The sequence below is a fragment of the Cobetia sp. 5-25-4-2 genome (genome assembly GCF_013374075.1).
Taxonomy (GTDB): domain Bacteria; phylum Pseudomonadota; class Gammaproteobacteria; order Pseudomonadales; family Halomonadaceae; genus Cobetia; species Cobetia marina.
The window spans coordinates 187,335-201,593 of record NZ_BLWK01000004.1 but is presented as its reverse complement, the minus strand read 5'-3'; the positions used below and the strand labels follow the sequence as shown (position 1 = coordinate 201,593).

Here is a 14,259-nt window from a genome sequence, read left to right as displayed (position 1 = left end):
TGATCACACCAGAATGTGGCACTACGCCGATGTCGTCTTGCCATCCATGAGAGTGAAGATAGGGAGCGTTACCATGAAGAAGTCCGTACTCCTGGCCCTGCCGCTGGCAGCTGCCGTCGCGATGGCGGGTTGCACCACGACCAACCCGTATACCAATGAGCAGCAGACCTCCAGTACGGCCAAGGGTGCCGGTATCGGGGCTGTCGTTGGTGCCATCGCCGGGGCGACCAAGAGTGGCAACCATCGTCTCGACAAGGCGCTGATCGGCGCGGCAGCCGGTGCGGCAGCCGGTGGTGGCATCGGGTATTACATGGATGTCCAGGAAGCCAAGCTGCGTGATCAGCTGCAGGGCACCGGCGTTAGCGTGACCCGTGTCGGCGATCAGATCATCCTCAACATGCCGTCCAACGTCACCTTCGGTTCCGATTCCAGCACTCTGTCCGGCCAGATTCAGCCGGTCATGGATGGTGTGATCACGGTCCTCAAGGAATATGACGAGACTCGCGTCAACATCGCGGGCTATACCGATTCCACCGGTGCCAGCAACTACAATCAGAATCTGTCCGAGCTGCGTGCCCAGGCGGTCGGCAACTATCTGGCCAGTGGTGGCATCGCCTTCAATCGTCTGAACATGCGTGGTTATGGCGAAGCCAGCCCGGTGGCATCGAATGATACCCAGTCCGGTCGTGCACAGAACCGTCGCGTCGAGATCACTCTGACTCCGCTGGAAAGCTGAGTCTCAGCCAGCTGTCCTGACGGCAGCGGGCCGCATCGATGTTTCAGACAAGGCCTGCGCTTCGGCGTGGGCCTTGTCGTCTGTGAAGGACGGCTTTTGGGGTGACAAGTGACCATCTCTGCTATCCTTCAGCCCCTTCAGCGGTCTTCATCCATCGGTCACTTTGGCTGAAGCCACCGCCCCCAGATTTCTGTCCAGCCGGCATCATGCCGCTGACATCGCCGTATCAAGGAGGCGCATTTGCTCGCCTATCAGCACGCCTATCACGCCGGCAACTTCGCCGATCTCCACAAACACCTGCTGGCCAATACGCTCGCCGAGCATCTATTACGTAAAGAGTCGCCTGTTACGTTCATCGATACCCATGCCGGACGCGGCTGGTATCCCCTGGCGGCACGTGAAACAGAGCAATTGCGCGAGTATGAGCAGGGCGTGTTGCCAGTGTGGCAGGTGCGCGATCGCTGGCTGACGGACGCGGGCGAACCTGCCCCAGGTGCAACGGACAAGCCACTGGCACGCTGGTTGGCCAGGCTGGCCGACATGCAGCCCGAGAGTGGCAAGGGAGCGCCGTCCACGTTGAGCGTCTATCCCGGCTCGCCCTGGTGGTTGAGCCAGGCGTTGCGTCAGGGGGACAGGCTGCTGGCGTATGAACTGCATCCGGGTGAGATCTACCACTTCGACCAGGCGCCGGTGCAGCGTGACAGTCTTGGCAAGGTGATGCGCCGCCAGCAGGACGGGCTGTCTGGCCTGTTGGCAGCAGTGCCGGTCACCACGCCGCGTGTCGCGGTGCTGATCGACCCCAGTTACGAGCTCAAGAACGATTACCGTGATGTGGCGGATGTCGTGGTCGAGACGCTGCGCAAGTCTCGTCATGCCACCATCATGATCTGGTATCCGCTGCTGCCGGCCGGTCGTCAGCATGACCTGCTCGAGCGCCTCAAGAAGCAGTCGCCCGCGCCGATGTGGCGCAGCGAGCTGGTGATTGACTCGCCCGAGGGCGATCACGGCATGTATGGCTCTGGCATGCTGGTGATCAATCCTCCGTGGCAGTTCGATCGTCAGTTCTCTGATGCCATGCAGGAGGTGGTCGAGGTGCTCAAGGGCGCACTGCCGGCTCCGCAGTCCGTTGCCGTCGAGCACAAGGGCCTGTGGTGGTTGTCGGAAGAGGTCGCACGAGCGCGCAGCGAACCCAAGCCGATGCCGCGCGAGCGGTTGCTGGCGCTGCGCAAGCTCAACCAGAAGGTCAAGCGCGACGCCGACGTGGAAGTGACTCAGGCCAAGCCCAAGCGTGAGAAGCTCAAGCGCGGAGAAGGCTGGGCCAAGCCGCGCGTCCGCAATGACAGCGCGACGCCCAAGGCCAAGGGCAAGCGTCATTCCGCGACGGCCAAGCCGAAGACCAGCATCAAGGCGCAGATCAAGGACCAGGTGCATGGGCATTCCGCCCCCAGTGAGAAGCGGGTCAGCGAAAAGCCCGCCGAGCGCAAGTCGACGTCACGCCCCGAGCCGGCACAACCGCGTGGCAAGGGCGAGATGGCGGGCAAGGCTGCAGGCAAGGATTCTGCCAGCTGGAGCGACTGGTCTTCCAGCATGCCGGGCAAGGGGCGCCGTGAAGGCTCCACTCGCGTCAGCAAGCGCAGTACGCCGGCGATTGGCCGCGATGGTCAGGTCAATTCTTCCAGCACCACCAAGTTGCCCAGGAAGTATGCCGCCAGGCAGCGTCCTGAAGACACCAGCGACGTCGGCAAGCCGCTGGATGCCCGTGAGGCGCGTGCCCTGCGTGAGAAGCAGGAACACAATGCCATGAAGGGCAAGGCGACCAAGGGAAGCCCCGACAAGGGGCAGGGCAGCAAGCCGCGCGGTCCGCGCAAGCCCTGAAGGTCGGCGTGAGAGCTGAAGGCGGAAGCCCGTCACTCAGGCTTCGCAGAACAGACGCCCCCACAGGCGAAGCCTGTGGGGGCGTCTTGCGTGATCCAGTTCATGTTCACATGAATGATCAAGGCGACGCCTCGCGTCAGTGGGGAATATCTTCCTGCCACAGGCGCTGGTAGAGGCCGGGCGTCGTCATCAATTCTTCGTGTGACCCCAACTGCGTGATGCGCCCCTGTTCCAGCACCAGCAATCGATCTGCGTCCCGCACCGTGGCCAGACGATGTGCCACCACGATCAGGGTCACCTCGCCGCGCAACTCCTGCAGCGCCTGCTGCAGCAGCGCCTCGGTATGGCTGTCGATGCTGGCGGTGGCCTCATCCAGCAGCAGGACGCGTGGGGTGGCCACCAGAGCACGGCCGAGCGCCAGCAACTGCCGCTCCCCGGTGGAAAGGCTCAGGCCTCGCTCGCCCAGCAGCGTATCGAGGCCCTCCGGCAGTCCGCGGATCAGCGGCGTCAGGTGTGCCTTGTCCAGCACCATGTCCAGCCGTGAATCGCTGATCTCGCGTCCCAGCAGCAGGTTGTCGCGCAATGTCGTGGCACGGATGAAGGGCTCCTGGGGAACGATGGCGATGGCCGCTGCGCGTTGGTGTGCTGACCACTCTCCCAGTGGCCGTCCATCCAGCCGGAGTTGCTCGCGGTGAGCCGGGCGCTGACCACTGAGCAGGTCGAGCAGGGTGGACTTGCCACTGCCGGTCGGACCGACGACCCCCAGAAATTCACCACTTTCGATCGTGAGCGTGATGCCATCCAGCGCAGGGGTTTCTGCTCCCTGGTGCCAGTGGGTCAGATGCTCGAGCTGATAGTGACCACTCGCCAACGTCGTGATGGCATCTGTCTCGCTCGCTCGTGCTGACGCCGGCGTGGAGGAGGGGGCAGCCTTTGCCCCGGACTCCGTCATCGTCCCCGCCGCTTCCCCTTCCCGTGGAGTCTCCAGCACTTCTTCCAGACGTCCGGCGGCTACCAGCGCTGACTGGAAGACCTGCAGGCGTTGGGTAATCTCGATCAGCGGTTCGCTGATGCGCCCCAGCCAGGCGATGAAGGCATACAGCACGCCCAGCTCAGCGCCTCCGCCCAGTTCACGCAGCCCGAAGACCGCGACCAGTGTCAGCGTGATCAGCATGGCCATCAGGTCGATGGCGGAACGCAGCAACAGGCCCGAGACGCGTACCGTGCGCATGCGCGCTGAATATTGCGCGAGATTGAGGCGATGATAGCGCTCGCCGAAGCGCGTCGTCTGGTGGCTGGCCTGCAGGACACTCATCCCGCCGATCGCCTCGGCGATACGTGCATTCTGAAAGGCGCGCAGTCGGCGTACTTCACTGGCAGCACGACCGGAGAAACGCTGATAGAGCCAGATCAAGCCGATGGAAAGCGGAATCAGTACCATCGCGATGAGCGCGAGGGTGCCATCCATCAACGCCATGGCCGACAGTATGCCAATCAGCAGCACCACGTTGCCGACCAGCGTGGCCAGCACTCCGACATACAGCTCCTTCAGGGACTCGGTATCGTTGGTCACGCGTGCCACCAGTTCACCGGCCGCCAGAGTATCCAATGTCGTCAGTGGCTGATGGAGCAGGTGAGTGAAGACTCGCTCACGCAGATCGCGCACACTGGCGAGGGCCAGGCGTGCGAAGCGCAGTTGCTGTAGATAGCGCCCGGCGGCTGCCCCACCCTGGGTGATCAGGTACAGACCCATCAGCCCTGCCAGCGCCTCGGGGGCCAGATTGCCGGGAATCAGGTGCTCATCCAGGTAACGCTGTGTCAGCCACGGGCCGAGGACGTCCAGCGCCGTGGCAACGATCAGGATCGACAGCGCGCGCAGGACATCCCCCAGGCGCTGCCTCAGTGGTTGCCACAGCAGTATCAGGCGACGACGGCTGAGCAAGCGTGATGTCACGGGAGCCTCGGATTGCGTGTGACTCATGAGCGCACTCCCTGCGGTGCATCGCTGTCCCGGTCTGCCTGCTGGGCCTGCCAGAGTCGCCAGTAGGCGCCACGTGCCTCGAGCAGCGTCTGGTGATTGCCCTGTTCGAGAATGCGCCCGTCCTCGAGGACCAGAATGCGCTGACAGCGCTGGACGGCTGACAGACGATGACTATTGATGATCAGCGTGCGCCGTCGTCCCTGGCGCTCAGAGTGTTGCAGACGTGCCAGTGTGGTCAGCAGGGTGCGCTCGGTGACCTGATCCACGGCGGACAGGGTGTCATCCAGCAGTAGGATGGGAGCCTCGGTGAGCAGACTGCGCGCCAGTGCCAAGCGTTGACGCTGGCCGCCGGAGAGCGTGATGCCACGCTCGCCGATCATGGTATCGAGCCCGGCGGGAAGACGCGCGAGATCATTGTCGAAGGCGGCGGCGCTCAACGCCTGGTGTATCCGCGCATGGCTGGCCTCGGGACACGCGAGGGCGACATTGTCGGCCACCGAGAGCGCAAACAGGAAGGGATCCTGCGGGACGAGCGAGAACTGGCCACGCCATGCGTGAAGTGTGTACTCACTTGCGGGGTGACCTCCCAGTGTCAGCGTTCCCTGGTCGTCTGACAGCGGCCAGCTGCGAGACAGCAGGCGCAGCAGCGTGGACTTGCCGCTGCCGGTCGCACCGACGATTCCCAGGCTTTCCCCTGCCGCCACCTCAAGCGAGATCGGTCCAAGAGCACGCTGCTGGCTTCCGGGGTAGTGGAATTCCTTGATCTCAAGGCGGAGTGAGTGGTTGCTCACCTCATCCCGTGTGCCGGTATCCTGTAGCGCTTCCGGGGCCGCATGGAAGATGGCCAGGCGACGAGCGGCCGCCGCACCACGCTGCAGGATGTTCAGGCACCAGCCGAGCGCGAACATCGGCCAGATCAACTGGGCGAGATAGAGCGAGAAGCTGGTCAGTTGTCCAAGCGTGATGGCCTCCTGGAGATAGCGCCAGCTGCCGATGCCCAGCGTCAACAAGGTGGCCATCGAGAGCGAGAGAAACACCACGGGGCTGAAGGCGGCCTCGAGTGTCTGGACGCGATAATCCACGCGTTCGGCGGCCGCGGCGCGTTTCGAGAAGGCGCGGGCTTCGTCATCGAGCAGCGCATGACTCCTGAGCATGCGAATGCCGGCGAAGGCTTCCTGGGTCTGGTCGTTGAGGTCCGAGAAGCGTTCCAGCGATTCGCGAAAACGCAGTCCGATACGTCGGGAGATTCGGGCAAAGGCCCAGGCCATGAAGGGGAACGGCAGCAAGGCAAGCAATGTCAGCGGCACATCGATCGCGAACAGCATGATGCCCAGCACCAGTACGAAGGTCATGGCGCCATCGACGCTGGACAGCACACCTTCTGCGGCGGCCATCTCCACGGCATCGATGTCCTGACTGGCGTGCGCCATCAGGTCTCCGGTGCGATGACGCTGATAGAAGCCGGGGTCCAGGCGTGTCAGCTTGGCGTGAAAGGCATCACGCTGCTCCGTCCCCAGCCGATAGGCGGTCCCGAACAGCGCCACGCGCCAGGCATAGCGCAGGGCGTAGAGCGCGAGGCCCGCTGCCACCAGCCACCACAGGCGGGTCAGCAGGGCATCATGATCCAGACTGCCATCACGCAGGGCATCGATGGTGGCGCCGATGGCCCACGGCAGCAGCAGATTCAGCCCCGCGACCCCGATCAGGAACGCGATGGCCAGCAGGTAGCGGGGCCAGTGGCGGGTGAAGAAATCGAGCAGCAGATGTCGCAATGGGGCCTCGGGAAGAGGCCCTGTGCTCAGCTCGGCGGCGGGGTTCGGCGGGAGTGAGGTGCTGGAGTCACGGGACTCGCGATGGGAATCCTGCGGCCTTTTCGATGTTGCGCGTCCCGCCATGTCGACTCCCTGTCTGCCCCTGCCCATCTTCGCCACTCGGAGATGTTCGGCAGAGGCAGTATAACGAGAGTCTGTCCGCCAGACGCAAGCGCTGGCGGCGGGAGGCTTTCGGGAGGAGAAGGTCAGTCCGGCGGGATCACTTGCCGATGCAGAAGCTGCCGAAGATTTCCCCGAGCAGATCATCGGCCGAGAATTCACCGGTGATCTCGGACAGCGCCATCTGGGCAGCACGCAGGTCTTCGGCCAGCAGCTCCCCCGCCGCGGCGCCAAGCAGCTGGGCCTCACCGTTGTCGAGAGACTCGCCGGCACGCTCCAGCGCATCCAGGTGACGGCGGCGGGCGCTGAAGCGACCTTCGGCCGTGCCGGTGAAGCCCATGATGTCCTTGAGGTGATCACGCAAGGCATCCAGGCCCTGATTGTCGCGCGCCGAGATGCGCACCACGCTGGCCTGATGACGTGCCTGCTCGGCATCGCCATCCTCGATGGCAGTGACGTTGGTCAACCCAGGCGTCTCGCCGCTGGTGTCGATCTTGTTGCGGACCAGCGTCAGGCGTGACGGATCCGGCAGGCGTGCGACGAATTCCGGCCAGATCTCCATCGGGTCGGTGGCTGGCGTGGTCGCGGCATCGACCAGCAACAGGACGCGATCCGCCTTCTCGATCTCGTCCCAGGCGCGCTGCACGCCGATGCGCTCGACGGCGTCCGGGGTGTCTCGCAGGCCGGCGGTATCGATGACATGCAGTGGCATGCCATCGAGGTGGATGTGCTCACGTAGCACGTCGCGCGTGGTGCCTTCGATGTCGGTGACGATGGCGGTGTCCTGCTCGGTCAGCGCATTGAGCAGGCTCGACTTGCCGGCATTGGGGCGGCCGGCGATCACCACCGTCATGCCCTCGCGCATCAGGGCACCCTGGTTGGCGGCGGCGCGCACGCCCATCAGCTCGGCCTTGACCTCATTGAGGCGCGCCGCGACATGCCCGTCGGCCAGGAAGTCGATTTCCTCTTCCGGGAAATCGATGGCGGCCTCGACGTAGATGCGCAGCTCGATCAGGCGTTGTACCAGCGCACTGACACGCGTCGAGAACTCGCCCTTGAGCGAACGCAGCGCATTCTCGGCCGCTGCGCGTGAGCTGGCATCGATCAGGTCGGCGATGGCTTCGGCCTGGGCGAGATCCAGCTTGTCGTTCAGGAAGGCACGCTCACTGAACTCACCGGGGCGTGCCAGGCGTGCGCCCAGCTGCACGCAGCGCTCCAGCAGCAGATCCATGATCACCGGGCCACCATGCCCCTGCAGTTCCAGCACATCCTCGCCGGTGAAGGAATTCGGGCCCTTGAAGTAGAGCGCGATGCCTTCGTCGAGGGCGATGGGGTTGCCCTGGGTGTCCAGTCCCATGAACGGGCCATAGTGGGCATGACGCGGCGGGGGGCACTGGCCCAGCATGGCCTGGGCGATGGCCTGGCAGGCCGGCCCGGAGACACGGATGATGCCGACGCCACCACGGCCGGGCGGAGTGGCCAGTGCCGCGATGGAGTCAGGCTGGTAGGCGGTAGACATGCAGAAACCTCGGGCACGAAGCCGGAATGAAGGTGTAGGGGATGGGCGCTATTGTCGCGGCTGACGCCCCGCGACAGCAAGCGAGGGTGTGTCCGGAAGCATCAGCTGGCAGCAGGGCGGTCACGATCGCTCGAGAAAACAGAGGCCTGAAACGCCACGACCCCCGCCAGAGGCGAGGGTCGTGGGTGAGTCATGTCAGGCGAACCTGAAAGGCATCATGCGCCTTTCTTGGTCGGCTCGGCATTCTCGATCTGACGGGTGATGACGTACTGCTGAGCGATCGACAGCGTGTTGTTGACGATCCAGTACAGCACCAGACCTGCCGGGAACCACAGGAAGAAGAAGGTGAAGACGATGGGCAGCATCTTCATGATCTTCGCCTGGGTGGGGTCCGGAGGCGTCGGGTTCAGCAGCTGCTGGATGAACATCGTGAGACCCATGACGATGGGCAGGATGAACAGCGGATCCTTCACGGAAAGATCCTGAATCCACAGCATGAACGGCGCGTGACGCAGTTCGACGGACTCCATCAGCATCCAGTAAAGGGCGATGAAGACCGGCATCTGGATCACGATCGGCAGACAGCCGCCCAGCGGATTGATCTTCTCCGTCTGGTAGAACTTCATCATCTCCTGGGAGACCTTCTGGCGGTCGCTGCCGTACTTCTCCTTGATGCGCTGCATCTCGGGGCCCATCTTGCGCATCTTGGCCATCGAGCGGTATGCGGTCGCGGAGAGCGGGAACAGCACGACCTTCACCAGCACGGTCAGCAGGATGATGGAGGCACCCCAGTTGCCGACCAGCGCGTGGATGTGCTCCAGCAGCCAGAACAGCGGATTGGCCAGGAACCACAGCCAACCGAAGTCGACCACCAGTTCCAGATAGGGCGCGGTCGCTTCCAGCTGGTCCTGATCCTTCGGTCCGACGTACAGGGTGGCACCGAGCTCAGCCTGCTGACCGGCCGCGACCTGAGTGGTCGGGCTGGCGAAGGCCGCCACGTTGCGGTTCTGCTTGTCGACGCTGGTGTAGTACAGATTCTTCTGATTGTCAGCCGGCACCCAGGCAGACACGAAGTAGTGCTGGATCATGGAGACCCAGCCACCCTGGATGTCGACATTCTTGAAGCTGCCGTCCTGGATATCTTCGAAATCCACCTTCTGGTAGTGGTTCTCTTCTGACGAGAAGGCCGCACCCAGATAGGACTTCATGCCCATGCCGCCACCGGTGGACGGGTCGGCACTGTTGTCGCGAGCCAGCTGACCGATGAAGCGTGCACCGACCGGCTGCTGGGACTGGTTGTCCAGCAGATAGTCAACCTTGAGCTGGTAGCTGTCCTTGCTGACGGTGAAGCGCTTGATGATCGCGACGCCGTTGACGTCGGCCTTCAGGTCCACCTGCAGGCTATCGTCATTCTCGCCCATGAGGTAGCTGTTGCTATCGGCGGAGAAGGCGATACGTCCCTTGTGACCATCCAGCTGCAGGCCGGACTTGGCCACGTAGCTGCGTGACTGATTGTCAGACAGCAGGACGAAGGGAGCTTCAGAGGTGTTGTTCTGCTTGTGCTCGAGCAGGGCGGCATAGACGACGTCGCCACCCTGCGGGTCGATACGCAGGTCCAGCACGTCGCTCTTGACTTCGATCAGGCTGTTGCTCGGAGTACTGGTCGCACTGTCCGGCGTTGCAAGACCGGTATCGCCGCTGGAAGCATTGCTGCTGCTCGGAGCCTCAAGGCCCTGGGCAGTGGCGTTGGCAGCCTGAGAGGCCACCTGGGGAGCCTGTGTCTCTGCAGCGGGCTGGTCGTAATCCTTGTTCCACTGGACGACCAGCAGATAGGCGACAACCGCAAGCGGAATCACGAGGAGTAATCGTTTGACATCCATTGTGTATACCCGGTGGAGGGTGAATCAATCTGGCGGGAGTCAGATGAGTCCGGGTACGAACGGTGGGGCGTATAACGAAAAAAACGCCACATGCCGGACGCACCGGAGAGGTGTCGCGTCAGGCAGGTGGCGTTGACTTGGCCGCTTTCAGACGTCTGGCATCCTTCTCCAGACGAGCCCACATGCCGTCAAGCTGGCGATGCAGTGTCTCGTTGTCCAGCTCATTCACACCTCGCTTGGCCAATACGACGATGTCGACGGCCGGAAGGCGATGCTGGCGGAGGCGAATGGATTCGCGTGTCAGACGTTTGAGGCGGTTGCGATCTACGGCACGGCGCACGTTCTTCTTGCTGAACACCAACCCCAGGCGGGCATGTCCCAGGTCGTTCGGACACGCCAGAGCCAGAAGCCCCTTGCCGTGTACCTTGAGGGTGGTGTGATCGAAGACGTGCCGGTAATCCCCGGCAGTCAGCAAGCGAAGCTGCCGGGGAAATCCCTGACGGGACATCCGGGCCTCGATCAGGCGCTCAGACGCTTACGGCCTTTCGCACGACGACGCTGGATGACCTCACGGCCACCTTTGGTCGCCATACGAGCACGGAAACCGTGTGTGCGCTTGCGCTTCAGGACGCTCGGCTGAAATGTGCGTTTCATAGCTGCTTCTTCCCACGTGGTTGTTTGGAAAAGGTCAACGAATGTTGCCCTGTATCCACATGAGGACAGGGCAGATTGGTCAGGGGCAGGGATTCTAGTGAATCTGCAAGTCGCTTGCAATGTCGCGTGAGAAGTTGTCCACAGCCGTTTCCCGACATTTCACTGCTGATTCGTGCCACGCCGCCCGTCAGCTGGCGTTTCTCACGGCTATCGAGCCAGCCACGGAGCACGTGTGCAGGGCCAAAAAAATCCTTGTCGAGAAAGGAGAGGAGAAACTGCGCCTCATGCTGACCGAGGGGAAGACTTGCGAAGGGGGGGGGCGGCGACTCGTGCATCGGGTCCCGCTCTTTCGGGGGATAGCCCCTGCCTCCCGGGCTGTCTTGCCCGACCAGCGAATGACAGATTCGCGGCAGGAAAGCACCGGTGGATAACCTTGCCTGTGCGTGCGTCGCCACCTCCTCGAGAGGGAAAGCGCATTCCCGAGCAAGGCCCTCGCTATCATTGCTACAGAAAGGGAGTTCTGAATATACAGTAACTATAAAGGAGGGAAGATTCTGTGGATAACCTGTTTTTGTCGAAGAAGTTCAATCTACTGCCCTCAGGATATCCCTGATGATAAAGGGTGAAGAACCTGAGTTCAGCCTGTGCATGACACTGTGCATAAGTATCGCCTTATCCCCAGCGGTCCAGATGGCCTCCATCACTCCCCAGAATGTCCAGATGGCAGAAGAATCTTGATACCCAGGTTGTCCACAGTGGATTTCCCTGCCGATGTCGTGTGGATAACTCGTGGCTTGGCCTATACAATGGCCGCCCCTTTGATCACTGGATGTGAGGTCGCGTGTCGCTCGCACTTTGGCAACAATGTCTTGACGCCCTGCAAGACGAGCTGAATTCACAGCAGTTCAACACCTGGGTTCGTCCCTTGCAGGCTGAGGAAGGTGACGGCGGAGAGCTGTGCCTGCTCGCCCCCAATCGCTTCGTACGCGACTGGGTCAATGACAAGTACCTCAAGCGGATTCATGAGCTTCTGCGTGAGCTTGCTCCGGGCAAGCCGCCCAAGGTCGAGCTCAGCGTGGGAAGCCGCCGCACGGTCTCCAATCCGCGGCCAGAGGGGGCATCGACTTCATCGGTGTCCGCTCAGGCCCCTGCGCCCGGCCAGATGCCGAGCCCGCGTGCGCCGTCAGTGCATACGCCCCCGCGTGGCAATTACGCAGAAGAGCGTGAGATGGCGGGTGACGGTGCGCAGGAGGCGGCACCGCGTCGCAATGCGCGGCAGGTGCAGGTAGAAGGCAGCCTCAAGCATTCCAGTGGCTTGAATCCGAATTTCACCTTCGAAACCTTCGTCGAAGGCAAGTCCAACCAGCTGGCACGTGCCGCCTCCCGTCAGGTCTCCGAGAACCCGGGTGGCGCCTACAACCCGCTGTTCCTCTATGGTGGCGTCGGTCTGGGCAAGACCCACCTGATGCATGCGGTGGGCAACCATCTGGCCAAGCAGGGTGGCGAGAATGCCAAGGTGGTCTATCTGCACTCCGAGCGCTTCGTGGCTGACATGGTCAAGGCGCTGCAGCTCAATGCCATCAATGACTTCAAGCGTTTCTACCGCTCGGTGGATGCGCTGCTGATCGATGACATCCAGTTCTTTGCCGGCAAGGAGCGTTCTCAGGAAGAGTTCTTCCATACCTTCAATGCCTTGCTGGAAGGGGGGCAGCAGATGATCCTGACCTCGGATCGCTACCCGAAGGAGATCAATGGTGTCGAAGAGCGCCTGAAGTCCCGCTTCGGTTGGGGGCTGACAGTGGCCATCGAGCCGCCGGAGCTTGAGACTCGTGTCGCGATCCTGATGAAGAAGGCGGACCAGGCGAAGGTCGACCTGCCTCATGATGCCGCCTTCTTCATTGCCCAGAAGATCCGTTCCAACGTGCGTGAGCTCGAGGGTGCCCTGAAAAAGGTCATCGCGGACTCCCATTTCATGGGGCGTGCGATCAACCAGGACTTCATCCGTGAATCCCTGAAGGATCTGCTGGCATTGCAGGACAAGCAGGTGGGTGTGGACAATATCCAGCGCACCGTGGCCGAGTATTACAAGATCAAGATTTCCGATCTGCATTCCAAGCGTCGCTCGCGCTCGGTGGCACGTCCGCGTCAGGTCGCCATGGCACTTGCCAAGGAGCTGACCAATCACAGCTTGCCGGAAATCGGCGATGCCTTCGGTGGACGCGACCACACGACGGTGCTGCATGCCTGCCGCAAGGTGGCCTCACTGCGCGAAGAGAACGCCGACATTCGCGAAGACTACAAGAATCTGCTGCGTCTTCTGACCAGCTGATTCAGTTGCCACGCAGCGCCGAGAGGGTGAGGTCAACCTGTCCGGCGCTTAGTGCACCGGGCCCTGTCGTGCGACGGCCCGGAATATTTGATGAGTGTGTGCTGGTCACCGGCAAGCACTTCTCCCGTTTCCAGAGAGTGGAGTCTCCATGAAATTTGCCATTTCGCGTGAAGCCCTGCTGCGCCCGCTGTCCCTGGTGGCGGGTGTGGTCGAGCGTCGTCAAACCCTGCCGGTGCTGTCCAACGTGTTGCTGGAAGTGTCTGATCAGCAATTGTCATTGACGGGAACCGACCTGGAGGTCGAGCTGATCGGGCGTGTCGAGCCCAGCCGTGTCGATGAGCCGGGTTCCGCGACGGTACCAGCGCGCAAGTTGATGGATATCTGCAAGTCGCTGCCGGAAGGCAGCGAGATCATCCTGGCGCTCGAGGAAGGCCGTGCCATCCTGCGCAGTGGTCGTTCGCGCTTCACGCTCTCGACGCTGCCGGTCGCGGAATTCCCCAACATCGATGATGGTCAGGGTGATATCACCATCAGCCTGCCGCGCGGCACGCTCAAGCATCTGATCGATGCCACTTCCTTTGCCATGGCGCAGCAGGATGTCCGTTATTATCTCAACGGCATGCTGCTGGAACTGACCAGCAATCTGGTGCGCACCGTGGCCACTGATGGACACCGCCTGGCGGTATGTGAGCAGGCCGCTGACATCAGTGTTGCCGAGTCCCAGAAGCTGATCATTCCCCGCAAGGGCATTCTGGAACTGACGCGTCTGCTGGACGGCAGCAATGAGCCGCTGACGCTCACCGTCAGCGGGACTCACGTCCGGGCGCAGACCGGCGACTTCACCTTCACTTCCAAGCTGGTGGACGGCAAGTTCCCGGATTACGAGCGTGTCGTGCCGCGTGGCGGTGACAAGGTCATCGTGGCGGAGCGTGCCGAGCTGCGGCAGGTACTGTCACGTACCGCGATTCTTTCCAACGAGAAGTATCGTGGTGTCCGCCTGTACCTGGAGGCCGGCAATCTGCGCGTGCTGGCCAACAACCCGGAGCAGGAAGAAGCCGAAGAGAACATCGCACTGGATTATCAAGGCGGTGGTCTGGAGATCGGCTTCAATGTCGGCTACCTGATCGACGTTCTGGGCGTGCTGGATTCGGATCGTGTCCAGTTGACGCTTTCCGATGCCAACAGCTCTGCACTGCTGGAAGAGCCGGGCGGCGGTGATGCACGTTACGTAGTCATGCCGATGCGTCTGTAATAATGTAAAATCGTTTGAAATCATGTGCTTGATTCGTAATTATCGCAAGGTGTACGCGAATTTCTTCAACACATGACTGACGACACCCGCCATCCTCTCCCG

Annotated in this window: 10 protein-coding genes; 4 read left to right on the top strand and 6 right to left on the bottom strand. The window is 62.2% G+C overall.

Going from position 1 to position 14,259, the window contains the following annotated elements:
• The first annotated feature begins 73 nt into the window (after positions 1–73).
• Positions 74–736 carry an OmpA family protein gene (locus tag HXS65_RS10565; RefSeq protein ID WP_077379755.1) on the top strand — a complete coding sequence of 221 codons (663 nt, stop codon included), beginning with the start codon at positions 74–76 and terminating at the stop codon, positions 734–736.
• Positions 737–976: 240 nt separating this feature from the next.
• Positions 977–2,611 carry a 23S rRNA (adenine(2030)-N(6))-methyltransferase RlmJ gene (locus HXS65_RS10560; RefSeq protein ID WP_084209556.1) on the top strand — a complete coding sequence of 545 codons (1,635 nt, stop codon included), beginning with the start codon at positions 977–979 and terminating at the stop codon, positions 2,609–2,611.
• A gap of 136 nt (positions 2,612–2,747) precedes the next feature.
• On the opposite strand, the gene HXS65_RS10555 is transcribed toward HXS65_RS10560, so the two are convergent.
• From HXS65_RS10555 to rpmH, 6 genes are all read right to left on the bottom strand, one after another.
• Complete coding sequence (locus HXS65_RS10555) at positions 2,748–4,592, bottom strand: ABC transporter ATP-binding protein (protein ID WP_255304483.1); 1,845 nt, start codon at positions 4,590–4,592, stop codon at positions 2,748–2,750.
• Complete coding sequence (locus tag HXS65_RS10550; protein ID WP_176493828.1) at positions 4,589–6,487, bottom strand: ABC transporter ATP-binding protein; 1,899 nt, start codon at positions 6,485–6,487, stop codon at positions 4,589–4,591. The genes HXS65_RS10555 and HXS65_RS10550 overlap by 4 nt, the downstream gene beginning before the upstream one ends.
• Positions 6,488–6,623: 136 nt before the next feature.
• A complete protein-coding gene (gene mnmE / locus HXS65_RS10545; RefSeq protein ID WP_084209553.1) occupies positions 6,624–8,042 on the bottom strand; it encodes a tRNA uridine-5-carboxymethylaminomethyl(34) synthesis GTPase MnmE in 1,419 nt (472 codons plus the stop codon).
• A gap of 215 nt (positions 8,043–8,257) precedes the next feature.
• Positions 8,258–9,922 (bottom strand): membrane protein insertase YidC, encoded by a 1,665-nt coding sequence (gene yidC / locus HXS65_RS10540; RefSeq protein WP_077379744.1) that lies wholly within the window; start codon positions 9,920–9,922, stop codon positions 8,258–8,260.
• Positions 9,923–10,040: 118 nt separating this feature from the next.
• Complete coding sequence (rnpA, locus tag HXS65_RS10535) at positions 10,041–10,430, bottom strand: ribonuclease P protein component (RefSeq protein WP_077379742.1); 390 nt, start codon at positions 10,428–10,430, stop codon at positions 10,041–10,043.
• 11 nt (positions 10,431–10,441) lie between these two features.
• The gene (gene rpmH, locus HXS65_RS10530) at positions 10,442–10,576 is read right to left on the bottom strand and encodes a 50S ribosomal protein L34 (RefSeq protein ID WP_043331656.1); all 135 of its coding nucleotides are present in this window, start codon (positions 10,574–10,576) and stop codon (positions 10,442–10,444) included.
• A gap of 841 nt (positions 10,577–11,417) precedes the next feature.
• Between rpmH and dnaA the strand changes: the two genes are divergently transcribed.
• On the top strand, positions 11,418–12,905 hold the full coding sequence (gene dnaA, locus HXS65_RS10525; protein ID WP_077379738.1) for a chromosomal replication initiator protein DnaA: 1,488 nt from the start codon (positions 11,418–11,420) through the stop codon (positions 12,903–12,905).
• A 148-nt stretch (positions 12,906–13,053) separates the two neighbouring features.
• Entirely contained in the window at positions 13,054–14,157 is a 1,104-nt protein-coding gene (gene dnaN, locus HXS65_RS10520; protein WP_077379736.1) for a DNA polymerase III subunit beta, read from the top strand.
• Positions 14,158–14,259 lie beyond the last annotated feature (102 nt).

Excerpts from the sequence above, each read along its gene's own strand:
- HXS65_RS10565 (WP_077379755.1), top strand. The coding sequence starts at position 74 with ATGAAGAAGTCCGTACTCCTGGCCCTGCCGCTGGCAGCTGCCGTCGCG.
- HXS65_RS10550 (WP_176493828.1), bottom strand. The coding sequence starts at position 6,487 with ATGGCGGGACGCGCAACATCGAAAAGGCCGCAGGATTCCCATCGCGAG.
- rpmH (WP_043331656.1), bottom strand. The coding sequence starts at position 10,576 with ATGAAACGCACATTTCAGCCGAGCGTCCTGAAGCGCAAGCGCACACAC.
- mnmE (WP_084209553.1), bottom strand. The coding sequence starts at position 8,042 with ATGTCTACCGCCTACCAGCCTGACTCCATCGCGGCACTGGCCACTCCG.
- yidC (WP_077379744.1), bottom strand. The coding sequence starts at position 9,922 with ATGGATGTCAAACGATTACTCCTCGTGATTCCGCTTGCGGTTGTCGCC.
- rnpA (WP_077379742.1), bottom strand. The coding sequence starts at position 10,430 with ATGTCCCGTCAGGGATTTCCCCGGCAGCTTCGCTTGCTGACTGCCGGG.
- dnaN (WP_077379736.1), top strand. The coding sequence starts at position 13,054 with ATGAAATTTGCCATTTCGCGTGAAGCCCTGCTGCGCCCGCTGTCCCTG.
- HXS65_RS10555 (WP_255304483.1), bottom strand. The coding sequence starts at position 4,592 with ATGAGTCACACGCAATCCGAGGCTCCCGTGACATCACGCTTGCTCAGC.